The 26,006-nt window shown below is 68.7% G+C and carries 26 protein-coding genes; 1 reads left to right on the top strand and 25 read right to left on the bottom strand.

Annotated features, from left to right (window positions below; genetic code table 11):
• Positions 1-4: 4 nt before the first annotated feature.
• From AB2385_RS02790 to AB2385_RS02750, 9 genes are all read right to left on the bottom strand, one after another.
• Entirely contained in the window at positions 5-2,164 is a 2,160-nt protein-coding gene (locus tag AB2385_RS02790) for a chemotaxis protein CheW (protein WP_367653399.1), read from the bottom strand.
• A gap of 60 nt (positions 2,165-2,224) precedes the next feature.
• Complete coding sequence (locus tag AB2385_RS02785; protein WP_367653398.1) at positions 2,225-2,710, bottom strand: chemotaxis protein CheW; 486 nt, start codon at positions 2,708-2,710, stop codon at positions 2,225-2,227.
• Positions 2,711-2,722: 12 nt separating this feature from the next.
• Positions 2,723-3,172, bottom strand: coding sequence for a chemotaxis protein CheW (locus AB2385_RS02780; RefSeq protein ID WP_367653397.1), 450 nt, complete (start codon positions 3,170-3,172; stop codon positions 2,723-2,725).
• Positions 3,173-3,292: 120 nt separating this feature from the next.
• Positions 3,293-3,490 carry a hypothetical protein gene (locus tag AB2385_RS02775; RefSeq protein WP_367653396.1) on the bottom strand — a complete coding sequence of 66 codons (198 nt, stop codon included), beginning with the start codon at positions 3,488-3,490 and terminating at the stop codon, positions 3,293-3,295.
• 11 nt (positions 3,491-3,501) lie between these two features.
• Entirely contained in the window at positions 3,502-3,951 is a 450-nt protein-coding gene (dut, locus tag AB2385_RS02770) for a dUTP diphosphatase (protein ID WP_367653395.1), read from the bottom strand.
• The gene (locus AB2385_RS02765) at positions 3,944-5,221 is read right to left on the bottom strand and encodes a M16 family metallopeptidase (RefSeq protein WP_367653394.1); all 1,278 of its coding nucleotides are present in this window, start codon (positions 5,219-5,221) and stop codon (positions 3,944-3,946) included. Before AB2385_RS02765 ends, dut begins: the two co-directional genes overlap by 8 nt.
• Positions 5,222-5,291: 70 nt before the next feature.
• The gene (gene pnp, locus AB2385_RS02760) at positions 5,292-7,433 is read right to left on the bottom strand and encodes a polyribonucleotide nucleotidyltransferase (protein ID WP_367653440.1); all 2,142 of its coding nucleotides are present in this window, start codon (positions 7,431-7,433) and stop codon (positions 5,292-5,294) included.
• A gap of 277 nt (positions 7,434-7,710) precedes the next feature.
• Positions 7,711-8,247: a hypothetical protein gene (locus tag AB2385_RS02755; RefSeq protein ID WP_367653393.1), complete on the bottom strand. Its 537-nt coding sequence runs from the start codon at positions 8,245-8,247 to the stop codon at positions 7,711-7,713.
• The gene (locus AB2385_RS02750; protein WP_367653392.1) at positions 8,244-8,756 is read right to left on the bottom strand and encodes an RNA polymerase sigma factor; all 513 of its coding nucleotides are present in this window, start codon (positions 8,754-8,756) and stop codon (positions 8,244-8,246) included. Before AB2385_RS02750 ends, AB2385_RS02755 begins: the two co-directional genes overlap by 4 nt.
• Before the next feature lie 309 nt (positions 8,757-9,065).
• On the opposite strand from AB2385_RS02750, the gene AB2385_RS02745 reads away from it, so the two are divergent.
• Positions 9,066-10,907 (top strand): WG repeat-containing protein, encoded by a 1,842-nt coding sequence (locus AB2385_RS02745; RefSeq protein WP_367653391.1) that lies wholly within the window; start codon positions 9,066-9,068, stop codon positions 10,905-10,907.
• 184 nt (positions 10,908-11,091) lie between these two features.
• On the opposite strand, the gene AB2385_RS02740 is transcribed toward AB2385_RS02745, so the two are convergent.
• From AB2385_RS02740 to AB2385_RS02665, 16 genes are all read right to left on the bottom strand, one after another.
• Positions 11,092-12,153 carry an AbrB family transcriptional regulator gene (locus AB2385_RS02740; protein WP_367653390.1) on the bottom strand — a complete coding sequence of 354 codons (1,062 nt, stop codon included), beginning with the start codon at positions 12,151-12,153 and terminating at the stop codon, positions 11,092-11,094.
• Between the two features lie 357 nt (positions 12,154-12,510).
• A complete protein-coding gene (gene rpsO, locus AB2385_RS02735; RefSeq protein WP_367653389.1) occupies positions 12,511-12,789 on the bottom strand; it encodes a 30S ribosomal protein S15 in 279 nt (92 codons plus the stop codon).
• A gap of 128 nt (positions 12,790-12,917) precedes the next feature.
• Complete coding sequence (locus tag AB2385_RS02730) at positions 12,918-13,634, bottom strand: pseudouridine synthase (RefSeq protein WP_367653439.1); 717 nt, start codon at positions 13,632-13,634, stop codon at positions 12,918-12,920.
• A 23-nt stretch (positions 13,635-13,657) separates the two neighbouring features.
• Entirely contained in the window at positions 13,658-14,638 is a 981-nt protein-coding gene (locus AB2385_RS02725) for a bifunctional riboflavin kinase/FAD synthetase (protein WP_367653388.1), read from the bottom strand.
• 11 nt (positions 14,639-14,649) lie between these two features.
• Positions 14,650-15,621, bottom strand: a complete 972-nt coding sequence (gene truB, locus AB2385_RS02720; protein WP_367653387.1) for a tRNA pseudouridine(55) synthase TruB — start codon at positions 15,619-15,621, stop codon at positions 14,650-14,652.
• Positions 15,622-15,623: 2 nt separating this feature from the next.
• Positions 15,624-16,595, bottom strand: a complete 972-nt coding sequence (locus AB2385_RS02715; protein WP_367653386.1) for a bifunctional oligoribonuclease/PAP phosphatase NrnA — start codon at positions 16,593-16,595, stop codon at positions 15,624-15,626.
• On the bottom strand, positions 16,588-16,965 hold the full coding sequence (rbfA, locus tag AB2385_RS02710; protein WP_367653385.1) for a 30S ribosome-binding factor RbfA: 378 nt from the start codon (positions 16,963-16,965) through the stop codon (positions 16,588-16,590). The genes AB2385_RS02715 and rbfA overlap by 8 nt, the downstream gene beginning before the upstream one ends.
• A 94-nt stretch (positions 16,966-17,059) precedes the next feature.
• The gene (gene infB / locus AB2385_RS02705; protein ID WP_367653384.1) at positions 17,060-20,173 is read right to left on the bottom strand and encodes a translation initiation factor IF-2; all 3,114 of its coding nucleotides are present in this window, start codon (positions 20,171-20,173) and stop codon (positions 17,060-17,062) included.
• A gap of 4 nt (positions 20,174-20,177) precedes the next feature.
• On the bottom strand, positions 20,178-20,510 hold the full coding sequence (locus AB2385_RS02700; protein ID WP_367653383.1) for a L7Ae/L30e/S12e/Gadd45 family ribosomal protein: 333 nt from the start codon (positions 20,508-20,510) through the stop codon (positions 20,178-20,180).
• Positions 20,510-20,809, bottom strand: a complete 300-nt coding sequence (locus tag AB2385_RS02695; RefSeq protein WP_367653382.1) for a YlxR family protein — start codon at positions 20,807-20,809, stop codon at positions 20,510-20,512. Before AB2385_RS02695 ends, AB2385_RS02700 begins: the two co-directional genes overlap by 1 nt.
• 37 nt (positions 20,810-20,846) lie before the next feature.
• The gene (nusA, locus tag AB2385_RS02690) at positions 20,847-21,923 is read right to left on the bottom strand and encodes a transcription termination factor NusA (protein ID WP_367653381.1); all 1,077 of its coding nucleotides are present in this window, start codon (positions 21,921-21,923) and stop codon (positions 20,847-20,849) included.
• A gap of 21 nt (positions 21,924-21,944) precedes the next feature.
• Positions 21,945-22,427 (bottom strand): ribosome maturation factor RimP, encoded by a 483-nt coding sequence (gene rimP / locus AB2385_RS02685; RefSeq protein WP_367653380.1) that lies wholly within the window; start codon positions 22,425-22,427, stop codon positions 21,945-21,947.
• A 243-nt stretch (positions 22,428-22,670) separates the two neighbouring features.
• Positions 22,671-23,228: a hypothetical protein gene (locus tag AB2385_RS02680; RefSeq protein ID WP_367653379.1), complete on the bottom strand. Its 558-nt coding sequence runs from the start codon at positions 23,226-23,228 to the stop codon at positions 22,671-22,673.
• 47 nt (positions 23,229-23,275) lie between these two features.
• On the bottom strand, positions 23,276-24,622 hold the full coding sequence (locus AB2385_RS02675) for an ADP-ribosylglycohydrolase family protein (RefSeq protein ID WP_367653378.1): 1,347 nt from the start codon (positions 24,620-24,622) through the stop codon (positions 23,276-23,278).
• Entirely contained in the window at positions 24,622-25,095 is a 474-nt protein-coding gene (locus tag AB2385_RS02670) for a DUF4149 domain-containing protein (RefSeq protein ID WP_367653377.1), read from the bottom strand. The genes AB2385_RS02675 and AB2385_RS02670 overlap by 1 nt, the downstream gene beginning before the upstream one ends.
• Positions 25,092-25,946, bottom strand: coding sequence for a Cof-type HAD-IIB family hydrolase (locus tag AB2385_RS02665; protein ID WP_367653376.1), 855 nt, complete (start codon positions 25,944-25,946; stop codon positions 25,092-25,094). Before AB2385_RS02665 ends, AB2385_RS02670 begins: the two co-directional genes overlap by 4 nt.
• Positions 25,947-26,006: the final 60 nt, after the last annotated feature.

The raw sequence follows: 26,006 nt of genomic DNA, 5'->3' as shown, positions 1-26,006 counted from the left end.
CCCCCTAGTTCAGGGCAGGCTCAAGGCGGCCTACCTCTTCCTGCACCGAGCCCACCAGGGTCGGCACGTCGAGGATGATCGCCACGTCGCCGTCGCCCATGATCGTGGCTCCGGAGATGCCCGGGATCTCGCCGATGAAACGCCCCAGCGGCTTGATGACCACGTCGCCCTCGCCGATCAGCGAGTCGACCACCAGCCCGACCTGGCGCCCCATCACGGCCACGATCACCACGAAAATCTCCTCGGGCTCCTCGTCCCCCTCCGGACGTGCCAGGCCAAACACGTCCGCCAGCCGCAGCAGGGGGATGACCTGCCCCCGCTTCACGATGACCTCCCGCTGCCGGACGGTGCGGATCTCCGTGGTGGGGATGCGATCGGTCTCCACCACCGACCCCAGCGGGATGCAGTAGATGGTGCCCAGCAGCTCCACCTGCAGCGCCCGGATGATGGCCAGCGTGAGTGGCAGCTTCACCCGGAACTCGGTGCCCTGGCCCCGCGTGGACCGGATTTCCACGGAGCCGTTGATCTTCTCAATGTTCTTCTGCACGACGTCGAGCCCCACGCCGCGACCGGAGATGTCGGAGACCCTCTCGGCCGTGGAAAAGCCCGGCATCCAGATCAGGTTGATGGCCTCGGCGTCGGGCATGCGCCGCGCAGCTTCCTCAGAAAGCAGTCCCTTGCGGACCGCGCTGGCGCGCACCTTCTCCGGATCCACGCCCCGGCCGTCGTCACGGACGGAGATGATGATGTGGTTCTCCTCGTGGAAGGCCTCGAGGGTCACCGTGCCCGCCCTGGGCTTGCCCGCCGCAATCCGTTCCTCCGGCGTCTCGATCCCGTGGTCCACGGCGTTGCGCAGGAGGTGCATGAGCGGGTCGCCGATCTCTTCGATGACGGAGCGGTCCAGCTCGGTCTCCTCGCCCTTCATCACGAAGTGGATTTCCTTGCCGGCCCGCTGGGCCAGATCCCGCATCATGCGCGGGAACTTCCGGAAGAGGTTGTCCACCGGCAGCATGCGCGCCCGCTGGATCTCTTCCTGCAGGCTGCCGGTCAGCCGCCCGATCTGGGCCAGGGCGGAAGACATCACCTGCGAAAGCTCGTCGCCCTCCCGCTCGGTCTCGAGACGGCTCAGCACCTGCTGCAGCCGGGTGCGTTCGATCACCAGCTCGCCCACTGTGTTCATCAGGTTGTCGAGCACCTCGACGTCCACCCGGACCGTGCGGAGGCTGCCCTTCGACATCTTGAACGGAACGTTGTTCCCCTGGGCCGCGGCCGGCGCATGTGCGCCCCCGTCCGCCCCTTCGGGATGCTCCACGCTCACCGCGGGCTCGGGCTGCGGAGCCGCCGGGGCGTGCGCCTCGGCCACCGCTCCCGGCGCCGGCGCACCACCATCCAGCCGGTAGGGTGCCAGCACGCGCACGGTGATCTCGGGCACCTGCTCCAGGGCCTTCGCCACCGCCTCGACGCTCTCCCGCGTCAGGAAGAGGATCTTCAGATCCTTGCCGATCCGGTCGTTCTCGACGTCCTCCTGGGTGGGGACGGAGAGGACGATTTCACCCAGCTCACCCACCGCCAGCAGCGCCTGAAAGGCCCTCACGGCGGGCATGGCGGCCTCCTCCGACAGGGCGATGTCCGCCCAGTAGGCCTGGAGGCCCCTTGCGGAGGCGCCCTTCACCTGCTCCCGCTGGGCGGGGGTGAGCGGCGGCAGCGCCTGGGGCGGACTGGGCTGCTCCGGACCCGGCCCGGGCACCGGGGGCGGGGACCCCGCGGCGCCCTGGGGCTCAAAGGCGGCCAGCCGGCGCATCATGTCGGTCGTGTCCACCTCGGCGGGTTCACCCGAGGCGATCTCATCCTTGAACTCCTTCAGAATGTCGAGGCACTGGAACAGGGTGTTCACCAGCTCGGTGGTAACGGCGATCTTCCCCTTGCGCAGCTTGTCCAACACGTTCTCCATCGCATGGGTAAGCTCCGCCATCCGCTGGTGGCCCAGGGTGGCCGAGGAACCCTTCAGCGTGTGCGCCGCGCGGAAGATCTCTTGAATGGTCTCCGGGTCGCCGCCTTGTGCTTCCAGCCGCAGAAAGCCCGCCTCCATGGACTGGAGCAGCTCTTCGGCCTCGTCGAGGAAGACCCGGATGTCCTCGGCGCTGATCTCAAACCCAGACCCCATTCGGCTGATCCCTCCTGGTAGAAGCCGGGCGGCCGGCCATCCGGACCGCTGGCAGCGTCGTCATCTGCTGTGGGGGGTAACAGGGCTCTTGCGATCCTCCCGCACCAGAATCCGCCGCAGGTCAAGCAGCGTGATCAAGCGGCTGTCGACCTTGGCCACGCCGAGCACGGCATCCCGGTCGAGCTGGGCCATCAGTGAAGACGGCGGCTCCACCGCGTCGGCGGGCACCCGCACCACCTCTTCCACCGCGTCGACGATCATGCCCACCTGGTCGCCGCCGACCTCGGCCACGGCGATGCGCGTGGACTTGGTCGTGTGGCCGGCGGGCAGACCCAGTCGGCGCCTGAGGTCGATAACCGGAATCACCCGCCCGCGGAGGTTGATGACCCCCTCCACATAGGGGGGAGTCCGGGGAACCCGGGTGACCCGCTGAAGGGGGACGACCTCCCGCACCACAGAGATGTCTGCGCCGTAATACTCGTTCTCCAACTGGAACACGACGATCTGGCTGACCGCCTGCTGTTCCGAGCGCTGCTCCTGGACCACCTGTGACCCTCCTTACACCTGAGCGACCCGGGACGCGTCCAGCAACACCACCAGGCGGCTCTCGCCCAGCTTCAGGACGCCGTCGACGACCGTCTCGCCCGCACCGCCCACGGCCCCCAGGAGGGAGGTCCGCTGCACCACAGCCGTCGGGGCTGCCGTCTCCACGGCCACCACGTCGTCGACCACCAAGCCGGCCTGCTGCCCGTCCACGTCGACGATGATAATGCAGGACTCCTCTTCGCGCTTCTGCCGGGCCAGGCCAAAGCGGCGGGCCATGTCGACCACCGGTAGCACGTCGCCCCGCACCGAGATGACGCCCGGCACGAAGGGCGGCGACTCCGGTACCGGTGTGGGTTCGGTCCAGGGGATGATCTCACGCACGACTGCGATGGGCAAAGCATATTCCTGCCCGCCCACGCCGAAGACGACGACCTTTCCTTCGAACGGCTCGACCCGCTCCACGGCTGCACCTCCGCTATCCCGCGGCGGGCTGGCGGCGGCTGTTGGATGCGCTCCACCAGTACAACGCTCGCATGACTAAAATATGTAAGCCTTTCTTCAACACACCTAAAGAAACTCCTGCTATCCTTTAGTCGAGTCTAACCTCGAACCGTCTCGTTTCCACCGCCGACGGAGCAGCGCAACGGTCAGCCGGTCCAGCTCCCGGCTGATCGGCAGCAGGTTCTCCACCTGCTGCGGGTCCAGGGGCCCCTGCACGCGGGCATGGAGACGCTCGCGCAACGCCTCGATCTGCTCCCGATCCTTTCGCTCCTCCCGCATGCTGCCGCCCCCTAGCCCTGCCGGCCGGTGGAGCCGAGGCCCCCGACCCGCGGGCCGCCCGGCTGGTCGTCCACCGTCGTGAGATATCGGACGAAGATGCCCTGCGCGATCCGCTCGCCCCGGGCGATGTGCACCGGCTCCCGCCCCAGGTTGGCCAGGGCGACCAGGATGTGCCCCTCGTTCTCGGGGTTGTCGGCGTAGTCCGCGTCGATGACGCCGATGCCGTTGGCCAGGGTCAGCCGCCGCTTCACCGCCAGGCTGGACCGGACGGCCAGGATCAGCACCTCGCCGGGGCCCATGTAGGCCTTGAGCCCGGTGGGAACGAGCGCCACCTCCCCGGGCGCGATCATCACGTCCTCTGCCGCCGCCAGGTCGTAGCCCGCCGACTGCTCGGTCTTCCGCCGGGGCAGCGGCACCCGCCCCTCGTAGCCGCGCACGGGAGCAAAGCGGCGCTCAGCCATAGTGAACCTCACCCCATCGCTGTAGTTCGTGCTCCGTCTCCTTCGGGCCCACCACGGCCAGCACCCGCCGCTCCTCCACAAACAGCCGGTGCGCCAGTTCGTTCACCTGATTCCGGGTCACCGCGTCCACGCGGGCGATCACCTCGTCGGGGCTGTAGACGAACCCCCGGGTGAGCTCGCCCCGGCCCAGCCGGCTCATCCGGCTGGACGTGGACTCGAGCCCCAGCATGAGCTGCCCCTTGAGCTGCTCCCGCGCCTCCTCCAGTTCCTCCTCGCTCACGCCGGTGCGCCCCACCTCCTCCAGCAGCCGGGTCACCAGCGCCAGCGCCGGCTCCACCATGCTCGGAGACACGCCGGCGTACACGCCAAAGCTGCCGGCGCAGCGGTAGGCCGTATGGCAGGAGTAGACGGAGTACGCAAGGCCGCGCTTTTCGCGCACCTCCTGGAAGAGCCTGCTGGAGGTGGAGCCGCCCACGATGGTGTTCAGCACGTGCAGGGCGTAGATGTCCGGGTCCCCGTCGGCCAGTGCCGCCGTGCCCAGCACGATGTGGGCCTGCTCGATCTCCTTGGGCCGCATGACGATGCCTCCGTTCGCCCGAGGCGGCTCCCCGGGCGCGGGAACGGCCGGGGGTGCAGCAGGCGCCCCGGAAAAGCAGGCCTCCACCCACTCGACCACCCGCTCGTGCTCGAGGTGTCCGGCCACCGCCACCACCATGTTGCCCGGCCAGTAGTGGCGGGCCATCCAGTCGAGGATCGTGTCGCGGTCGAGCGCCTTCACCCGTTCCACGGTGCCCACGATGGGCCGCCCCAGGGCATGGCCGCGCCAGAGCTCGCCGGCGAACAGGTCATGGACCAGGTCGTCCGGCACGTCCTCGTACATTTTGATCTCCTCGCAGATCACGCCCTTCTCCCGCGCCAGATCCTCAGGATCGAAGCGCGAGTGGAAGAGCATGTCCGCCAGCACCTCGATGGCGACGGGCAGGTGTTCGTCCAGCACCCGGGCGTAGTAGCAGGTGTGCTCCTTCGCCGTGAACGCGTTCAGCGTGCCGCCCCGCCCCTCGATCTCCCGGGCGATCTCCAGCGCCGTTCGCCGCTCCGTGCCCTTGAAGAGCATGTGCTCAATCAGGTGCGACACACCCATCTCGTGGGGCTCCTCGTACAGGCTGCCGGCGCCGATCCACACACCCACCGACGCCGAACGGACGTGGTCCATCGACTCGGTGACCACCCTCAGGCCGTTCGGTAACACGGTCTTGCGATAGTAGGTCAATCCCCCGCCCCCCTGGAAAGTACACGAGGGGGGGCACAGCCCCCCTCGTGCCCGACTGGACCGATGGGCCTCACTTGCCAGCCCTGTTCGGCTGCCGGTGTTTCTCTTGTTTCTCTTCCTTGCGGGCCAGTTCCCGCTTGGCTTCCTTGATGGAGAGGTTTATGCGCCCGAGCCGGTCGATCTCCGTCACCTTCACGACCACTTCGTCGCCAATATTCACCACATCCTCCACCCGGTTGACCTTCTTGTCGGACAGGTGGCTGATGTGCACGAGGCCCTCCTTGCCCGGGAGAATCTCGACGAAGGCGCCGAAGTTCATGAGGCGCGTCACCCGGCCATGGTAGATCATGCCGGGCTCCGGATCCTTCACCAGGGCCTCGATCATCCGCTTGGCCTTCTCGCCGGCCTCCAGGTTGACGGCGGCGATGTGGATGGTGCCGTCGTCGTGGATGTCGATCTCGACCTTCTGGTGGCCCACCTTCGTCTCCTCGATGATCTTGTTGATGGTGGAGCCGCCCTTGCCGATGACGTCGCGGATCTTGTCCGGGCTGATCTTCATCGTCATGATCCGCGGCGCATAAGGCGAGAGCTCCTTGCGCGGCTCGGGGATGCACTCGAGCATCTTCTCCATGATGAACATGCGGCCTTCGCGCGCCTGGGCCAGCGCCTTGGCCAGGATCTCGCGGCCGGTGCCGGAGATCTTCATGTCCATCTGCAGGGCGGTGACGCCCTTCTTCGTGCCGGCGACCTTGAAGTCCATATCGCCCAGGGCGTCTTCGATGCCCTGAATGTCCGTAAGGACCGCGTAGCGCCCGGTCTCGGGATCCTCCACCAGGCCCATGGCCACACCGGCCACCGGCGCCTTGATGGGCACGCCCGCCGCCATCAGCGCCAGGGTCGAGCCGCACACGGAGCCCATCGAGCTGGAGCCGTTGGACTCGAGCACCTCCGAGACGACGCGGATGGTGTAGGGGAACTCCTCCTCCGACGGGATCACGGGCTCCAGCGCCCGCTCCGCCAGCGCACCGTGGCCGATTTCACGCCGCCCGGGGCCCCGGAGCGGCCGCACCTCGCCCACCGAGTACGGCGGGAAATTGTAGTGGTGCATGAACCGCTTGGTCTCCTCGAGCGTGAGGTCGTCCAGCTTTTGCATGTCGCTCAGGGTGCCCAGCGTGCAGATGGAGAGGATCTGCGTCTGGCCGCGCTGGAACAGGCCCGAACCGTGCGGCCGCGGCAGGAGGTCGACGGCGCACTCGATCGGGCGGATCTCGGTGAGGCCGCGCCCGTCGGGGCGGATGCCCTCGTCGAGGATCGCCTTGCGGACCTCCTCCTTGAGCACCTTCTTGAGCAGGTAGGCGATGTGCTTGGCGGAGTCGGGGAACCGCTCGGCCAGCTCGGCCTGCACGGCCTCGCCCACGGCGGCGACGGCTTCTTCCCGGGCCAGCTTGTCCGGGTTCCGCACAGCCGCCCGCAGCCGCTCGGTGGCCGCCTCGCGCACGGCCTCCTCCAGTTCGGGCGGCGGCAGGAAGAGCACGACCTCCCGCTTGGGCTTGCCCACGTCCGCCTGCATCTGCTTGATCGTCGGGATGATGGTGTTCTTGATCACCTCGTGGCCGTAGAGGATGGCGTCGAGCATCACTTCCTCCGGCACTTCCTTGGCGCCGGCCTCCACCATGAGGACGGCCTGCTCGGTGCCGGCCACGACCAGGTGCATCTCGCTGCGCTCGGCCTGCTCGGCAGTGGGGTTGATGACGAACTGGCCGTCCACCAGGCCGACGATCACGCCGCCGATGGGCCCCTCAAAGGGGATGTCGGAGATCGTCAGGGCGGCCGAGGCGCCGATCATGCCCATGATCTCCACCGGATGGTCCGGGTCGACCGAGAGGACGGTGCAGACGATCTGCACGTCGTTGCGGTAGCCCTCCGGAAAGAGCGGGCGGATCGGCCGGTCGGTCAGCCGCGCCCAGAGGATCGCCTTGCTGGTCGGCCGACCCTCGCGCCGGAACCAGTTGCCCGGAATCCGGCCCACCGAGTACATGCGCTCCTCGTAGTCAACCGTGAGCGGGAAGAAGTCAATTCCCTCCCGGGGGGTGGCGCTGCCCACTGCGGTGCAGAGCACCACGCTGTCCCCGTACCGAACCAGCACGGCGCCACTGGCCTGTTTGGCCAGGCGACCCGTCTCGAGGGTCATGGTTCGGCCCCCAAGTTCCATGGAATACGTTGCGGTCACTTTGAGCCTCCTTCTGTGCCCAGGACCGTCTGGTGCACCGGGCAGTCCCTGCGCCGGCCCGATCGAGCCGCGCGCCTGCCCGTCGCCGCTACCCAGCGGCATCTCCCGTTGGCACTATTTCTCCTAACCTCTTTGGTTTCCACACTTTGACTAGCTTCTCCTTCCTGGTGGAGGAAATATGAGCGGTGAGCAACAAAGGGCCTGCACGCCGCTCCGTCGGCATGCAGGCTCCGTGTACGGGCGCTCCTCATGCGTCCCCCTACCACACATTCCGGAACAGCGCCTGGGTCCACTCGCGCAAGGGCTCGAACCACTGGTTCAACCCTTCGCCAGGGCTGATTCCCACCACCGCCCGGTGGATGCGCAGGCCGAGGAGCGTCAGCCCGCCGGCTGCGACGGCCAACGCAGCGGCCACCGCCGCCACCTGGCCGACGATCCACCGCCACTGGGGCGGACGCTGCCGACGCACGGGCGTCCCCGCGGACGACAGCGAACCCGCACTGTGAGTCGGAGTTGCGCTGGCGGCAGGTGCGCTGGCGACCGCCTGTCCACCCTGCGCCACGGCCTGGAGTACCCTGTCCACGACGGGCGGTACCGGGCCGAGGTCCAGGCTGGCCGGCAGGCTCCGGAGGCGCTTCAGGAGGGTCTCGACCTCCCGCACCTCACGGCTGCAGTGGGGGCAGCGCTCCACGTGTGCCAGCAGCGGGGCGGGCAGGGTCAGAACCCCTTCCACCATGGCGTTCTCCACCTGCTGGCGCACGCGGTCGCACGCGCCGCCGATCACGTAGGGCCTCACTGTACACCCTCCTCTGCTGCAGGTGCGAGTGCGGCGCGCAGCTTCGCCATACTGGCGTGCAGCCGCGACTTCACCGTTCCCTCGGGCACCGACATCACCTGAGCGATCTGGGCAATCGTCAGGTCCTGGAAGAACCTGAGGACGACGGTGGTCCGCTGTTCGGGCGAAAGCTGTTGCAGGGCTTCCAGCAGCGCCCAGTCCGTTTCGGGCGCAGTATATCCGTCGGGACTCACCACCACTTCCAGACCGGTGGGCACCGTCCGGGCGCGGCGTCGCCCCACATCGTAACACGTGTTGATCAGGATTCGATTTAGCCAGGCCGGGCCGGCCTCGGGGGAAGCCAGCGAGTCGAAATAGCGGAACGCCTTCAGCCCGGTCTCCTGGAGGGCGTCGGCCGCATCGTGCGGGTTGCCCAGGATGCCCACCGCCGTGCGGTACAGGCGGGGCGCCATCTGCGAGAACAGGGCGACGAAGGCCTCCCGGCGTTCAGCTTCACGGCGAGCCAGCATACCACCACCTCTACTGTTGAGACCGGAGGCACACCGGATTTCGTTCGGTGGATGTGCGTGGTTTTCTTCACTCCGGAGTGAAGGGCCACCTGCTCCGTTCCCACGGAAACAGGGCACCTCCCTAACCCGCCGCGGACAGGACCCGCTTCCCGCCGCCAGGCCCGGAAAGGACCAAATTCGAATATGCATTTCGGGCAAAAAGCAAGCCCTGAGAGCGCAACTTTCGCGAGACACGAACGGTCTACTACGTGAAGCGCTGGAAATCTGGTTCCGATTGTGGCACGAATCGGCTCAGCAGGAGGAAGGATTATGCAACCCTGGTTTGGCAAGCTGGCGGCGGCCCTGGCCCTGCTCGTGGCCACCGCATTCGACGTGCAGTACGAGGTTCCGGCAACCACCGAACCGGACGCCCGGCCCGCGGCCGAGGCGTCTGCCGGTGACGGGCAGCAGCGGGAGTGGCTTTACCCCGCGTACCAGTTCGAAAACGGGGAGAAGCGCTGGGGGTATGTGGACGACAACGGCAGCTTCGTGATCGCGCCGCAGTTCGAGAGGGCGTCAGCGTTCGGGGCGGACGGCCTGGCCATCGTCCAGGTGGGCGGCCGGGATGCCCTGGTTGACGCCACCGGCAGCGTCGTGTACCAGTCCACCGGCTTCGGCCTCTCAGCCGTTTCCGACGGGCTCTATGTCGAGTACACAGACGGCGCCATCCAACTCATTGACCGGAGCGGCAAAGTGACAGCCACGGTCGACGGCGACTGGGTGGAGACGCAGTGGACGGGTGACCGGGCGCTGTTCAGCCGCGACGGACTGTACGGCTATCTCCGGACGGACGGCAGCGTGGCCGTCGCGCCCACCTTCGCCTACGCCGCCAGCTTTGAAGACGGGAAGGCGGCCGTGAAGCTGGCCGAGGGTCACTGGGCCGTCATCGACACCGCAGGCAACCGGCTGCTGGAGCTGGACGTGGACCGGCTTCAGCCCGGAGGTGACGGGATGCTCCTCTACCACGACCGGAACAGCGGGCTGTGGGGCTACCGGTCACTGACCGGTGACGTGTCCATCCCGCCTCGGTTCAACTATGCCATGCCCTTCAACGACGGCCTGGCGGTGGTCGCCATCGGCGAGGACTATCTCTCCACCCGCTACGGCGTCATCGACCGGAGCGGCAACTGGGTGATTGAGCCCCAGTTTGGCTACATTGCGTACCTGGGCGACGACTACCGGGGCGAAGGGCTCTTCACCGTGGCCCGGCCGACAGCGGACGGCGTGCCGCCTGTCTTCGCACCGTGCGCTCTCTTCAATGCGCAGGGGGATCAGCTGACCGACTTCCAGTACTATGACGTGGTGGTAACCCCGGAGGGAGTCAGCGCCAGCGACGAGACCTCCACGCACTTCCTTGACGCGACGGGTCGCCACATCGAGGTGAACGGCATCGGCACCATGCGCCGCGTCGGCAATCTGATCGCGGCGGAAATCGACGGAGCCCTCAGCTACCTCACCCCTGACGGCCAGGTCGTGTGGCAGCCGGCCACTTCCTGGACGCTGCCGGGCGGTGTCCAGGTCACGTCCCGGAAGTACCGGAACGGCCGGGATGTGCTGGTTTACTACCCCGAATTGAACGGCCTCCCCGCCGCCGGGGTTCAGGAGCAGATCAACCGCCGCCTGGAGGAGCTGTTCCTGCGCGACGACCTGGTCACCCAGCAGCCGGCCGACGTCCGGGAGACCGTGGAAATCAGGTTCGCGGTTCAGCGGGTCGGCGACGTGATGGTCGTGGAGCGCTCGGCCTATGTCTTCCCCCTCGGGGCGGCCCACGGCATGCCGTATGAGGATTACTACCACATCGACCTGAAGACCGGCGCCGAGTACCGGCTGTCCGACCTCTTCAAGCCGGGGGCGCCGTATGCGCAACGTCTGCGGGACATCGTGCGGCAGCAGATTGCGGCCAACCCGGATGGGGGGGTGTATGAACCCGACCCCGAGGTGAAGCCGGACCAGCCGTTCGCAGCCGGGGCGGACGCCCTGCAGATCTACTGGGCTCCGTATGAGATTGCCCCCTACGCGGCGGGCTTCCCGACCTTCACCATCCCCTACGCCGACCTCCAGCCGCTCATCGACACTGAGGGAGCCTTCTGGAAGGCGCTCCAGGGCATGTGATCGGCCGGGGCCTGCGGCTCCGCCACCACATGGGCACCTTGCCCGAATTACGCAGGGCCTGCACCCCTCCGGGGACGTGCAGGCCCTTTGCAATGGAGCCGGCCCTGGCCGTGCTGGTCGCCACTCGGGTCGGCACGCCGGCCGGCGTGCCTGCCGCCCGCCGCTGCAGTACCGCCGCGAGGCTCTACGAGTGCGAAAGGTGCGCAGCCGCCTCACGCCTCCCCATGCGGGTGGTGATCCAGGGGCCGAACAACAGCACGATCAGCAGGCGAGTCATCTGCATGGCCAGCACCAACCCGCCATCACCCCCCAGCTCGACGGCGGTGGCCGTCATCATCTCCATGGCGCCCGGCGCCGTGCCCAGCGCACAGGTCAGGGCGTCGATGCCGGTCAGCCAGTGGATTCCGTAGCCCGCCACCAGGCAGAACGCGATGAGGGCCACCACAAGGAAGACCTCAATAAGTACCGCCTTCCCCAGCCTCACCACCGAGGCCAGGTTAAACTGCATGCCGATGGAGAGGCCCACCAGGAGCATGCCCAACTGGAAGAGCGGCCCGGGCAGGACGAACTGGTAGGGCACCGCCCACCCGGCCAGGATGATGGCCAGGACGGGGCCCAGAAAGCTCGGCGAGGGCAGGTGGAGCTTCTTGCCCAGATAGACCCCCAGGATGCCGCAGGCCAGCAAGACCACGAGGTCAACGGGCCAGGGGGCGGCAGCCACTCCGGCCCCCGTCGCGGCGGCAGAAAGGGCCGGCGCGCCGCCGGGAAGGAAGGCGGAAACGGCCAGGGGGGTCAGCACGGCCACCATGATCAGCCGCACGTACGTCAGGATCGTGACCCCCACCGGGTCTGCGCCCAGTTCCCCCGCCATTGCGGCCATGGCCGAAGCCGCTCCCGGCAGGGTGCCGGCAGTGCTCGTGGCCGGATCCACCTTCGCCCAGCGGGAGAGCAAGTAGCCGTTCAGCAGGCTGAGGGCACCGGTGATCCCCACGACTGCCAGCAGCGGCAGCCCGAGTGCGAGCACCTGACGGAGGGTCTCCACGGTGAAGTTCATCCCGATGCCCAGGCCGATCAGGGCCTGGCCGACCTGCATGACCGGCCGCGGGAGCCGCGCCGGTCGCTTCAGGAAAGCCGAACCCACGGCGCTGGCCAGCATCGGCCCCAGCATCCAGCCCACGGGAATGTGGAGGGTGTCAAAGAGCCATCCGGCGATGACCGCGCTGATTGCGAGGACGACATACTGCATGTACCAAAGCCTCCCCGGGTGGGCTGATCAGGAACAAACGGCGGTGCAGCCGTGGGCGAAACCGGCTGCACCCTTCGTGCACAAATTTACACCCAATCTCAGCCCGGCTCAAGCGTGGGGTCTCACGGGGAAGAAACCGGCCCGCCAGCGGGGCCTGCACGCCGCGATGCGGCGGTGCGTGCCCGTCCATTCACGAACGCCGCCGTTCGGGCGGAACCCGCGCGGGGTGACCGCTCCCAACCCGGGCAGGCGCACGGCCCGGGGAGGCGCAGCGGGGTGGGAGCGCAAGCGTCCACGCCCCTGCGCGCGAACGAGACCGAACCCCCTAAGGTTCGGTCTCGTACTCCTTTTCCTGGCCTAGCGGATGACGTCGCGGATGTTCAGCCGCTCGATCAGCTTGGCGTACCGCTCGGGCGAGATCTTGTTCAGATAGACGAGCAGCGCACGGCGCTGGCCGACCATCTTCAGCAGGCCCCGGCGGGAGTGGTGGTCCTTCTTGTGGATCCGCAGGTGCTCGGTCAGCTCGTTGATGCGATGGGTGAGCAGCGCCACCTGCACCTCGGGCGAACCGGTGTCGCCCTCGTGGGTCTTGAACTCGTCGATGATCTTGCGCTTCTGTTCCTGAGTCAGCGGCATGGAACTCAACCTCCTCGTTTGAAAAGCGCCGGCAACCCAGTAAGCCGCCGGAGTCAGCGGCAGACCGCGTTACCGGTTGTCAGACACGCTCTAGTCTAGCACAGGCGGCCAGCGGGAGCAAGCGCCACCTAGGGATGCGACAGGGAGGCTGATGCGTACAGCGCCTCCACCTCCGCCTCGGTCAGCGGCCGCGCTGCCCCCCGGGGCAAGTCGCCCAGGACGAGGGGCCCCATGGAGAGGCGTCTGAGATAGACCACCCGCTTCCCCAGTGCGGCAAACATGCGGCGAACTTGGTGGTACTTCCCCTCGTAGATGGTGACGATGCCCTCCTGCGGGCCGACAATCTCCAGCTGCCCGGGCAGGGTCACGTACCCGTCCTCCAGCGCGATCCCGGCTGCGAAGGCGGCCTCGTCACCGGGCCCCAGCGGGGCGTCCACCTGCGCCAGGTAGCGCTTGGGCTGGTGCCAGCGCGGCGAGAGCAGCCGGTGGGCGAGCGTGCCGTCCGTGGTGAGCAGGAGCAGCCCCTCCGTCTCCTTGTCCAGCCGTCCCACGGGGAAGAGATCGCGCCGCCGCAGTTCCGGGGGCAGCACCTCCATCACGGTGGGTTGCCGGGGGTCCTCGGTGGCCGTGATGACCCCGGCCGGCTTGTGGAGCAGCACGTGGAAGTGGCGCTGGAAGGCCACCGGACGCCCGTCCACGGCCACGCCCCCGCCGGCCGGGTCCACCGGGGTCGCAGGGTCGGTGACGGTCATGCCGTCCACGGTCACCCGCCCCGCCCGGATGAGGGCGCCCAGCTCCTTGCGGCTGCCGAACCCCATGTGCCCCAAGAACTTGTCCAACCGCATCTTCCCCATCGGTCCCGCCGCCTTTACGCGTGTTCCGTCAGCCACTCGCGCACGGCCCGCTCGTCGGACCGGAGCTGCTCCACCAGAGCACCCAGGCCGGGGAAAGAGCGCTCGGGCCGGATGTAGGCCAGGAACTCCACCTGCACCTCCTGGCCGTACAGGTCGCCGCTGAAGTCAAACAGGTGCGCCTCGCACCGCAGGTCGGTGCCGCCCACGGTCGGCCGCGTGCCCAGGTTGAGCATCGCGCCGTACTGGGGGCCGCTGCGCGGGAAGATGGCGACGGGGGGCTCCACCGGTTGCGGCTCGCCCAGCAGGGTCACCCGGGCGGCGTAGACCCCCAGCGCCGGCAGCAGCCGCCCGGGCTGCACCCGGATGTTGGCCGTGGGATAGCCCAGTTTGCGCCCCCGCTTGTCGCCGTGGACGACCGTGCCCCGCACCGCAAATGGCCGGCCAAGCAGCCGGGCGGCCAGGTCCATCCGCCCCTTGGCCACGGCGAAGCGCACCTCGGTGGAGGAGACGTTCTCGCCGTCCACCCGAACCGGGTGGAAGATGTGCACGGGAATCCCCAGCGGGGCGCACAGCTGGCGCATGGTCTCGGCGGTGCCCTTGCCGCCCCGGCCGAAGGTGTTGTTGAACCCCACCATGACCTGCTGGGCCCTGAGCTGCGCCGCCAGCACGTCGTGCACGAACGCCGCCGGGGTAAGGTCGGCGAACTCCCGATTGAAGGGCAGCGCCAGGTGCACATCCACGCCCAGCTCCGCCATGATCTCGGCCCGCTCCTCCAGCGTTTGCAGCATGGGCGGCGCCGATTCGGGCCGCAGCACCGCCATGGGCAGGGGATGAAAGCCGACGGCCAGCGACTGCCCGCCGACCCGCCGCGCCTCGGCCACCAGGGCCCTCAGGATCGCCTGGTGCCCCAGGTGCACACCGTCCCACTTCCCAATGGCAATCACATTCCCCGTGCCCTTCAGCGGAACGTCAGCTATGCGCGTAACAAGCTTCATGCCTATACCTCTTACGCAAATACTCTTAGGAGTCGTAGCGCCCCGCCGGTCACCTGCGCCAGCGCCAGCAGTTCGCCCGCCTCACCCAGCAGCGCCACCGTGGCGCCATCGGGCGCCGGGGGGCGAATCCGCGGCGCGACGCCGTGGCGCAGGCGCTCCGCCGCAGGCCCGGCGACGACCACCTGCGGCATGTCGCCCAGCACGGCGGCCATCGGCAGCAGCCGGGCCTGCCCCGCCGCCAGCTCCTCCAGCGTGGCGGCCTCGCTCAGGGTGAACTGGCCCGAGCGGGTGCGCACCAGGTAGGAAAGGTGGGCCCCCACCCGCAGGTACTGGCCAAGGTCGTGGGCCAGGGTGCGCACGTAAGTCCCCTTGGAGCAGACCACGTCCAGGTAGGCCACCGGCCGTGGCCCCGGGCGGAAGTCCAGGAGCTGCAGCCTGTGGATGGTGACCCGCCGCGGCTTCCGCTCCACCTCGATGCCCTCCCGAGCCAGCTCGTAGAGCCTGCGCCCCTCCACCTTGACCGCGCTCACCATCGGGGGCACCTGCTCGATCTCGCCGTGGAACCGGGTGAGGGCGTAGGCCACGTCTCCCCGGGTGAGGTGCGAGGCATCGGCTTCGGCCAGCACCTCGCCGAAGCTGTCCTGGGTGCTGGTCGTCACGCCGAAGGTGACCTCGGCCCGGTAGGCCTTGTCGGCCCCGGCGATGTACTCGGCCAGGCGCGTGGCGCGCCCCACACAGATGGGCAGCACGCCGGCGACGCCGGGGTCCAGGGTACCCGTGTGCCCGACCCGCTTGACCCCGAGGGTGCGGCGCACGAAGTTCACCACGTCGTGGGACGTCATCCCCGGCGGCTTGAGCAGGTTGAGAATCCCGTCCGGACCGGGCGCCGGCACGCCGGCCGCACCGGCCTTGGGGGCGGCAGACCGGCGCGGGCCCGACCCTGCCGCCGCCCGGAGTGCATCTCCCCTCGCTGTATCCGCCATCGCTAGAGCACCGCCTTCACCGCAGCCACCACCTGGCCGACCACCTCGGCCACGGGGCCGGCCAGGGTGCAGCCAGCCGCCCGGGGGTGGCCGCCGCCGCCCAGCTTCACCGCCACCGCACCCACGTCGACGCGGCTGCGGGAGCGCAGGCTCACCCGCACCCGGCCGTCCTCCGTCTCCTTGAACAGCAGGCCGACCTCCACCCCCGCCACCGAGCGGGCGTAGTTCACGATGCCCTCCACGTCGTGATCGCTGGCCCCGACCTCCGCCAGCATCTGGCGGGTGACCACCATCCAGGCCATCCGGCCGCTCTCGTCCACCTGGAGCGTCTGCAGGGCCCGGGACAGCAGCGCGAGCCGGGGAAGCGGCTCGGACTCGAAGATCGCCTGGGCCACGTCGTAGGGCCGGACCCCGCGCTCGATCAGGTCTGCGGCCACTCGGTGCGTGGACGGGCCCGTAGAGTCATAGCGGAAACCGCCGGTATCCGTGACCAGCGAGGTGTACAGGCAGAGCGCCGTCCCCGCGTCGATGGGGGCGCCAATCTCCTGCAAGATGCGGTAGGCCAGCTCGCCCACGGCCGCGGCCGAGAAGTCGAGGTAGTTGTACTCCGCAAAAGCCGTGTTGGTAGCGTGATGGTCGATGTTCAGGGTGCACCGACCCAGCCGGACGGCCGGCAGAGCGTCGCCCACCCGCTCCAGGTCGCCGCAGTCGAGGAAGCAGGAGAGGTCCCACTCCCCGGTGACCTCCTGCCACGGCACCTGGTACGCATCCCAGCCGGGCAGGAAATGGTACATGGGCGGGATGGGGTCCACCCCGACCATCACCGCCTCCTTGCCCATCTGCCGGAGGGCGCGGATCATGCCCAGCGTCGAGCCGATCGAGTCGCCGTCGGGCTGCACGTGCATGAAGAACAGGATCCGCTGCGCCTCCCGAATCAGGCGGCCCGCCGCCGCCAGGTCGACCAGGTTACTCATCCTTGTCCTCCGCCCGCTGCTTCTGCTCCTGCTGCACCTGCACCAGCAGCTGGGCGATGCGCTGACCGTGCTCGATCGATTCGTCCAGGGTGAAGTGCAGTTCAGGCGTGTAGCGTAACTGGAGCCGCCTGGCCACCTCGCTGCGCAGGAACCCCGTGGCCGAGGTGAGGCCCTTCATCGTCTCGGCCTTCTGCTGCTCGTTCCCCAGTACCGAGACGTAGATCTTCGCATGCCGGAGGTCGCGCGATACCTCGACCTTTACGATTGAGACGAACCCGATGCGCGGGTCTTTCACCTCGTCGCGCAGCAGTTCCGCCAGGATGTCGCGCATCTCCTCACCCACGCGGGCGGCACGCTGGCTTCCTGCCATGAGTACGCACCTCCTGCCTTACCTTCGCGTTGCGCCCATCTGCAAGTCAAGGCCGGTGGCAGCGCCACCGGCCTTGCGCCGGGCTCTATCCGGGCTAACCGGCCTTGATCTCCCTCAGCTCGTAGGCCTCGAGGATGTCGCCGCGCTTGAAGTCCTGGAAGTTCACCAGCGTGATGCCGCACTCGTAGCCTTCGGCCACTTCCCGGACCTCGTCCTTGAAGCGGCGCAGGTCGTTGATCTCGCCGTCCCACACGACGACGCCGTCCCGGACGAGGCGGTAGCGGGCGTTGCGGGAGACCTTGCCGCTGATGACCATGCAGCCGGCCGCCACGCCGACCTTGGGCACCTTGAAGGTCTCGCGCACCTCCGCCCGGCCCAGCACCACCTCTTCGATCTTCGGCTTCAGCATGCCCTTCATGGCGGCCTCGACATCGTCGATGATGTCGTAGATCACGTTGTAGGTGCGCACGTCGATGCCGTGCTCCTCGGCGGCCCGGGACGCCCGGTCGTCAGGCCGCACGTTGAAGCCGATGATGATCGCCTTCGAGGCGCTGGCCAGCATCACGTCGGACTCGGAGATGGCGCCGACACCGGCGTGGATGACCTTCACCTGGACCTCTTCGTTCCTCAGCTTCTCCAGCTGGCCCCGGATCGCCTCCACCGAGCCCTGGGCATCGGCCTTGACGATCAGGTTGAGGTCCTTCATCTCGCCCTGGGCGACCTGGCTCATGAAGTCGTCCAGCGAGATCGCCTTCTGCGCCTGCCGCTGTGCCTGGGCCTTGGCGATGCGCTTCTCTGCGACGGTGCGGGCCGTCTTCTCGTCCGGGGTTACCCGGAACACGTCGCCGGCCGCAGGCACGGAGTTGAAGCCCAGCACGCGCACAGGCGTCGAGGGACCGGCCGACTTCAGCTTGCGGCCGCGGTGGTCGAACATCGCCCGCACCCGGCCCCAGGCGGTCCCGGCCACAAAGACGTCGCCGGTCCGCAGCGTGCCGCCCTGGACCAGCACCGTGGCCACCGGGCCGCGGGCCTTGTCCAACTCGGCCTCCAGGATGGTGCCGGCCGCAGGCTTGTCGGGGTTCGCCTTCAGGTCGGACACCTCTGCCAAAACCAGGATGTTCTCGAGCAGCAAGTCCAGATTGGTATGCTGCTTCGCCGACACCGGTACCATGATGGTGTCGCCGCCCCACTCCTCGGGCACCAACCCGTAGGCCGTGAGGTCCTGCATCACCCGCTGCGGGTTCGCCTCGGGCTTGTCGATCTTGTTGATCGCCACCAGGATCGGCACGTTGGCCGCCTTGGCGTGGTTGATGGACTCGACGGTCTGCGGCATCACCGAATCGTCGGCCGCCACCACCAGCACGGCGATGTCGGTGACGTTGGCGCCGCGGGCCCGCATGGCGGTGAATGCCTCGTGGCCGGGGGTGTCAAGGAAGGTGATCTTCTTGCCCTTCAGCTCCACCTCGTAGGCGCCGATGTGCTGCGTGATGCCGCCCGCCTCGCCCGCGGCCACCCGCGATTGCCGGATGGCGTCAAGCAGCGAGGTCTTGCCATGGTCGACGTGGCCCATGATCGTGACCACGGGATGCCGCGGCTTCTTCAGTTCCTCCGGCTCGCCCGGGTCCTCCACACGGTCGTAGATCTCGACGATGTCTTCCTTCTCCTGGACCGTGACCTCCACGCCGAACTCCGAGGCGACCAGGACACAGGTGTCGACGTCCAGTTCCTGGTTGATCGTCGCCATGATGCCGAAGTCGGTGAGGAGCTTCTTGATGACCTCGGCCGCGGTGACGCCCATCTCGTGGGCCAGATCCTTTACCGACATCGGGCCGCTGATCGTGATGGGCTTGAGCACGCGCCGCTCCACCACCGAAGCCTTCTTGGCGGGACGCCGCCCGAACAGCTTCTCCTCAGACGGCCGGGAGGCCTCTTCGTCCCGCCGCGAGTAGATCTCGGCCCGCTTCCGGTCGCCGCCCTGGCCGACGCGCGGCCTGCCGTCCGAGGGCTTCGCCTGCTCGGCGACCTTCGGGTCCAGCTTCGGAATGGCCAGCGGGCCGCCACGGCGGCCGCCCTTCTGCGGCAGGCCGAGCCCTCCGGGACGGGGGCCGGCGGGGCGCGAGCCCGCGCCGGTGCGCGGAGCCGCGGGCTTGACCGGCAGGCCGATGCCCGAGCCACCGGGCTTCGGCGCCGGGGCGGCAGGCTTGCTGGGCAGCCCCAGGCCGGGTCGGCCGCCCTGCGCAGGCTTCACGGGCAGACCGAGACCAGGCGTTGCGGGACGGGCCGGCTGTCCGGCGGGCTGGCGCGTCTGCGCAGCCGGTTCCCCGCCGCCCCGGGCCGCTGTCTCCGTCCTGGCGCCTTCGGCAGCGGCTGCCGGACGCTCCGCGGCGGGCTTCGCCGGGGCCGCCTGAGCAGGCGCCTTCGCCTGGCCGGCCTCCGCGGCAGCGGCGGTCGGCGCCGCCCGCCCGGCTGCGGGCTTTGCAGAAGCGGCCGGCTGCTGCTCGGCCCTGGCGGGCTCGGCGGGCTTCACCGTCTCTGTGCGGTTCTCAGCCGGCACAGCGGCCTGCGGTGCGGGTTCGCCGGTGCCGGGCCCGGCGGCCGGGCGCGTAGCGGCAGGCCGCTCGGCAGCAGGCCGTTCCGCGGCGGGCCGCTCGGCCGCGGGGCGCTCCGTGACGGGACGCTCCGCGGCAGGGCGTTCAGCCGCAGGCTGCGCGGCAGCAGGGCGCCCGGCGGCCGGCCGCTCTGCAGCCGGACGTTCGGCCGCGGGGCGCTCCGCGAGGGGGCGTTCCGCCAGCGGACGGCGTTCGGCCAGCGGACGCTCCGCCAGCGGCCGTTCGGCCAGCGGGCGGCGTTCCGCGAGCGGACGGCGCTCCGCCAGCGGGCGCCGCTCCCCCTTTTCTGCGACAGGCCGGCGTGGCCGTGTTCCGGCACCGAAGTAGTCCTCGAGCAGTGAGGCCTTCGCGGGGTTCGCTTCCCGGACCTTCGGTGCAGCCGCCTGCTTGGCCGCCTTTGCCGTGGTGCCGGGCGAGTCGTCCCCTTTCTGGGTGCCGGTGCGCTTCACCACGCCGGCCACCTGGTCTGCGGTCTTCTGGTCGATGGTGCTCATATGGTTTTTCACATCCACGTTCAAAGATTGAAGGACTTCCAGCACCCGCTTGGAGTCCACACCCAACTCTCTAGCCAGTTCAAATACGCGCAGCCTCGGCTCCAACGGATCACCCCCGTCCTGTCACAGGCGCCAGACCCTCACGCTGAAGGATGCCAATCATACCCCGCGTGAAATCGCGAGACTGGACGACGATCACCGCACGCCCCGCCTTGCCCACCGCTCCGCCCAGTTCGGCGCGGGTTCCCACGAAGTAGCAGGGAACCCCCGCTTGTGCGGCCAGGTGGGCAAACTTCGCCCGGGTGCGCTCGCTGGCGTCGGTCGCCAGCAAGACGAGGTCGGCACGCCCACGCCTGAGGGCCTGCTCTGCGGCCAGGTCGCCCGAAACCAGCTTCCGGGCCCGCTGGCACAGCCCGAGCATGGCACGCAGCGATGGTGGCATCAACCAGGCTTCACCATCCCCAGTCCTGCCTCGAGCCGGGCCCAGATCTCGTCGGAAACCGGCTGCTCCAGGGCTCGCTCCAGGCGCTTGCCCTTGATCGCCTTCGCCAGGCACTCCCGGTCGGGGCACAGGTACGCGCCCCGTCCCGGCCGCTTGCCCGAAGGAGAGGTATCCAGGTCGATGACGCCGTCGGGCGTCCGCACGATCCGGATCAGCTCCTTCTTGGGCCGCATCTGGCCACAGCCGACGCACATGCGTTGCGGAACCTTCTTCACCCGGGGCTGCTGCCCTCTGGCCATCACCGCACCCCCTCTCCGTCAACGGGCGGCTCCCGCCTTACTCGCCGAGGCCCGGAACGTCCCAGACGCCGGCGGCAGCCTGCGACTCAGACTTGATATCGATCTTCCATCCCGTGAGCTTCGCGGCCAGGCGGGCGTTCTGCCCTTCCTTGCCGATGGCGAGGGACAGTTGATTATCTGGCACAATCACCCGGGCCGTACGGGTGGCCTCGTCACAGATCACCTGCGTCACCCGGGCCGGCGAGAGCGCCTTCGCCACGAACACCGAGGGGTCGGGCGACCACTCCACAACGTCGATCTTCTCCCCCTGCAGCTCGTCGACGATGTTCTGCACCCGCAGGCCCTTCTGCCCCACACAGGCGCCAACCGGGTCGACGTTGGGCTCCCGGGCCATCACCGCGAGCTTCGAGCGCGCTCCGGGCTCCCGGGCGACGCCCTTAATCTCCACCGCACCGTCGTGGATCTCCGGCACCTCCAGCTCGAACAGCCGCTTCAGCAGACCGGGATGGGTGCGGGAGACGGCGATGGCGGGTCCCTTGGTGGTGCGCTTGACCTCGATGACGTACGCCTTGATGCGCTGGTTCTCCACGAAGCGCTCGCCGGGAATCTGTTCGTTGGCGGTGAGTACGGCCTCGACGCCCTTGGAGAGCTCCAGGTAGACGGTCTTGGTCTTCGGATCTTGCCGCTGCACCAGGCCGGTGACGATCTCGCCCTCGCGGCTGGAGTACTCCTCGTAGATCATGCCGCGCTCGGCTTCCCGGATGCGCTGCACCACCACCTGCTTGGCGGTCTGGGCGGCAATGCGGCCGAAGTCACGGGGCGTGACTTCCACCTCAAAGATGTCGCCCACCTGCAGGTTCGGGTTCTTCGCGCGCGCCTCCTCGAGGCTGACCTGAAGCCGCGGGTCAGTGACCTGCTCGACGATCTCCTTCTGGGCGTACACCCGGTAGTCGCCCGTCTTGTCATCGAAGAAGACCCGCACGTTCTGCGCGATGCCGAAGTTCCGGCGATACGCCGAAATCAGCGCCGCCTCGATCGCCTCGATCAGGACCTCCCGCGCGATGCCCTTCTCTCGCACCAGGTCATCCAGCGCTTCGAGAATCTCGGCTTTCATACTCAAACCCCTTCCGCACGCCTAAAAATCAACGTAAAGCCGAGCGCTCGCAACCTGCTTGCGGTCGAGGGCGATCGTCTGGCCCTGCGACTTCCCCTCGGTGAGCCTCAGCATGATACGACCATCCACCAGTCCGAGCAGTTCACCCACAAACGACTTCTGCCCGTCCACGGGGGCGTAGGTGGTGACCATCACCTTGCGCCCCGCGAAACGGGCGAAGTCTGCCTCGCGCTTTAAGGGCCGCTCCAGCCCGGGCGAAGAGACCTCGAAGAACTCGTACGGCGGATTGGGCAACAGTTCGTCGAGCCGGGCGTCAACCACACGGCTCAACGCCTCGCAATCGTCGAACCCCACACCGCCCTCCTTGTCGATATACACCCGGAGATAGCGGTTGGCACCTTCCTTGACCAGTTCCACGCCTACCAGTTCCAACCCCAGGGCCGCAGCGTGGGGCGCTGCGACCTCCTCCACCAACTCTTCGAGACGTTTCCCGCTCTTCGCCAAACAGGACCAGACCTCCGATCGCACACTCAAGCAGGCAGCCGACTTGGAGACAGGACCTACAGCACTACTCTTTCCCGTTTCCGGGCACCAAATGAGCCGGTTCTCACCGGCTCCCGACAGTCCCCAACGAGGAAACCTCGGACGTTGAAAAGAGTGGGTTAACACCCACTCCTTAACACTCAGGACGGCTACCTCAGTTCTCATGATAGCATAGTTTCCCGGCCGTGGCAATAGCGAGCGGTCCTACTTTCCGCCAAGTCGCTCATCGACGGTGAGCGGGGGAATCCGCTCCTTCAGTTCGCCCACGAACCCGCCCACCGAGCGCAGGCAGATGGCCGGGATGGGCACGAACGTGAGCTTCTTGCCCGGGTTGCGCTTCTGAAACTGCGTCAGCAGCTCCTGCGTGCGCGGGTTCACGCCTTTCTCGGGCAGTGCGCGGCCCACATCGACGCCGCGCAGCACCACCCAGATCGCCGGGAAGAGCGGATTGCGCCCGCCGCGCACCAGCATGCCCACCTTGTCCAGAGGGATGACAGTGGTCCCGCGGGTATCCCGCACCACCATCTCGCTCTTGCGGACCTCCAGGCTGAAACCCCATGCCGTGGAGACGTACCAGGCCAGGACGCCGATGAAGATGCCGTAAAGCACGAAGATCACCGTCCCCACGGGGCCGGAAAAGACCGGGCTGAGCGGAACGACGACGATGGTGGCCGCCACCAGGATCAAGCCGTACAGGATCTTCTGGACCAGGGTCAGGCCAAACTGGGTCGCCGCCTTCGCATTCTTCGTCTCTGCTGTCATCCGCCGCGGCGGCCCCGCACACCGGCGCCGCCGCTCCACCTCCGTTGTTAGTTTCCGATTGTGAGGCTCCGGAACACGCCGTACAGCCCTTCCGCCAGTTCGTCGAGCACCGCGCGGTCTCTGAGGCGCTGGCTCCAGCGGCGGGGCACCGCCGCCGGCCCATAGGCCGCACCGGCGAGTCCCCCCGCCACGGCGCCGACCGTATCGGCATCCTCTCCTAGATTCACCGCTGCCGTGATGCACTCCTCCAGCGACTGGCTGCGCAGGAAGGCCCAGAGTGCGGCCTCCAGCGTCTCCACCACATAGCCGCCTGCCCGGATCTGCTCGGCCGGCCGGTCCTTCACCCCGGCCAGGCGACGGGCCAGGTCGCCGATGGCCTTCGCAACGGGAGGTTCGGCCCCGGGCAGGGGCGACAGCCCCGCCGCCAGCGCCTCCTCCGCCCCGGCGCCCTCCAGCAGTGCGTCCACCGTGCGGTGGTAGATGGCGATGGCCGCGTCTGACTCGGGGTGCGGGTGCGTCATCCGACCGATGCGAATGGCCTGCGCCGGATCGCACCCATAGGCCAGGGCAGCCGGCAGCGTGCGCATGAGGGCACCGTTCCCGGCAGCCCACTTGCCCAGCTCCGCCGCCACGTGGGCGCTGGCCAGTTCCCAGGAGCCCAGCCGCATGTACGCGGCGATGGCCGTCCGGCACGTGTTGCCCACGTCGGGCGGGTTCGACTTCAGCCACGCCACAAAGTGGCGCCCCACGGCGTCCACCGGGTCGGCAGGCGACTCGAGAATCCCCCGCCCCACGGCCACGGCCATGTCGGTGTCGTCGGTCCAGCCGCCCGCCGGAATGCCGAAAGGCCCGCCGCCCAGGATCTCCCGGTGCCCATCCGGAAAGCGGCGCCGGATCGCGGCGCGGTCCATGAACTCCACCGTGCAGCCCAGGGCGTCGCCCACCGCCAGGCCGAGCAGCGCCCCGAGGCTGCGGCCCGCCCGGGTGAGCGCCAGCTGCCGCTGCACGGTGAGCGCCTCCCGATCCAGCCAGGTGAGGCGGCTCCGCACCACGTGCCAGGTGGGCAGGCTCATCAGCCGTGCAAAGGGGAAGTAGGCATCGCTCAGCCCACGGTGAGCGGCCACCAGCACAGCGGCCTCGATGCAGAGCAGATCCTCCGGGGCCATCCCCGCCGGCAGGCTCACCTCCACCCCCTCGAAGGGTTGGAGCTCACGCTCGGCGTGGGGGTTCCGATAACCCAGGTCGATCATGGTAAGGAGGGTGCGGTCCAGCGCTGCCGCCTCCGCCGGACCGAGCCCCCCGTAGAGGGCGAGCACGGCCCGCCAGTCCGGCGGCGCGTCCCAATGCGGCCGTGAGTTCCTCAGGGCCTCGAGCACCCGCGCCTCCCAGTCCATCACCGCCGCCTCCCTTTTTCCTCCGCAAAGGGCCCCAGCACGATCACGCCCGTGCCCATCAGCATGCCGGCGGCAGCCACCCGCTCCGAGAGGGTGTGCCAGCGGTTGTACTCCACGCGCACCGGATCGGTCTCGGCGTAGTTCTGAATCGGCTCGGGCGGCTCCGCCCGCTCCATCTGCGGGAAGATATAGAGCCAAGTGGTGAGACCCACGCCGAGGCAGCCGAGGAGCAGCACCAGGCGGGCCTTGTTCACGCCGCTGCGCAGGCGGGGCAGCAGCGCCAGCAGCGCGACCAGCCCCAGCAGCAGGCCGGCGTTGTTCAGCAGGTAGATCATGTCGCCGGCCAGGTCGCCGGCCGCCTGGCGGTCGGGGCCGAATGCGGCGAAGATCTTCGGCGCGCTCAGGACGAAGCCCGCCGCCGCGCCTACCCAGAGTCCCATCGCCAACTGGGTCACGGCCTCCAGTGCTTTCATCGTCCGCACACCTCCTCGAGGACGCACGCGACGCCGTCCTCCTCACAGCAGGGCGCCACGCGGTCTGCCGCGGCCTTCACGTGTGCGGCCGCGTTGCCCATGGCCACTCCCAGCCCGACGTACCGTAGCATGTCCACATCATTATCCGAATCGCCGAAGGCGATCATCTCCTCACGGGGAATCCCCAGCTTCTCCCCCAGCGCGGCCAGGCCCGTGGCCTTGGAGACGCCGGCGGCGTTGATCTCCAGGTTGCCCTTGCCCGACGACGTGACCGTAACGCCCGGCACCTCCCGGCGAATCTCCTCCGCCAGGACGGGAAGCCCGGCGGGCTCGCCCAGGAGCATCAGCTTCAGCACGGGCGGACGGTCCGCCGACAGCGCCCACCGGTCCAGCCGCCGCACCAGCTGGGTGCGGTTCGCTTTCCACATGCGGATGACGCCCAGCGCGGACCGGAGCGGCGTCTCGCCGAGACGGAGCCACTGGTACGTGTTAAGGGCGTGGGCCAGGGGCTGGTCCAGCACCTTCCCGTCCGGGGTGTAGCAGTGCACGAGGGCGCCGAAGCGGCGCGCGACGGCGATCGTGTGCGCCACGGCCTCGCCGGGCACCGCACGGAAGTCCAGGTACGCCCCCGCCTCGTCGAGGACCGCGGCGCCGTTGCAGCAGATGACCGGCCCGCCGCCGACTTGGCGGCTGATCTCCAGGGCCGACTGGGGCGTGCGGCCGGTGGCGATGACGGTGATCATGCCGCGGTCGCGCACCGCTGCCAGAGCCGCCCGGGTGCGCGGGGAGACCTGGTGACGTTTGCAGAACAACGTGCCGTCCACATCGAGGGCGACCAGCCGGTAGCGCAAGCCGATACCCCCACCAAAACCGCCCCGCTGCCCACTCGCCCGAGCAGCGGGGAAATATGC

The sequence above is a fragment of the Symbiobacterium sp. genome (genome assembly GCF_040797425.1).
Taxonomy (GTDB): domain Bacteria; phylum Bacillota; class Sulfobacillia; order Symbiobacteriales; family Symbiobacteriaceae; genus Symbiobacterium.
The sequence above is the reverse complement of the archived record's forward strand: the minus strand, read 5'-3'. Positions and strand labels throughout refer to the sequence as shown.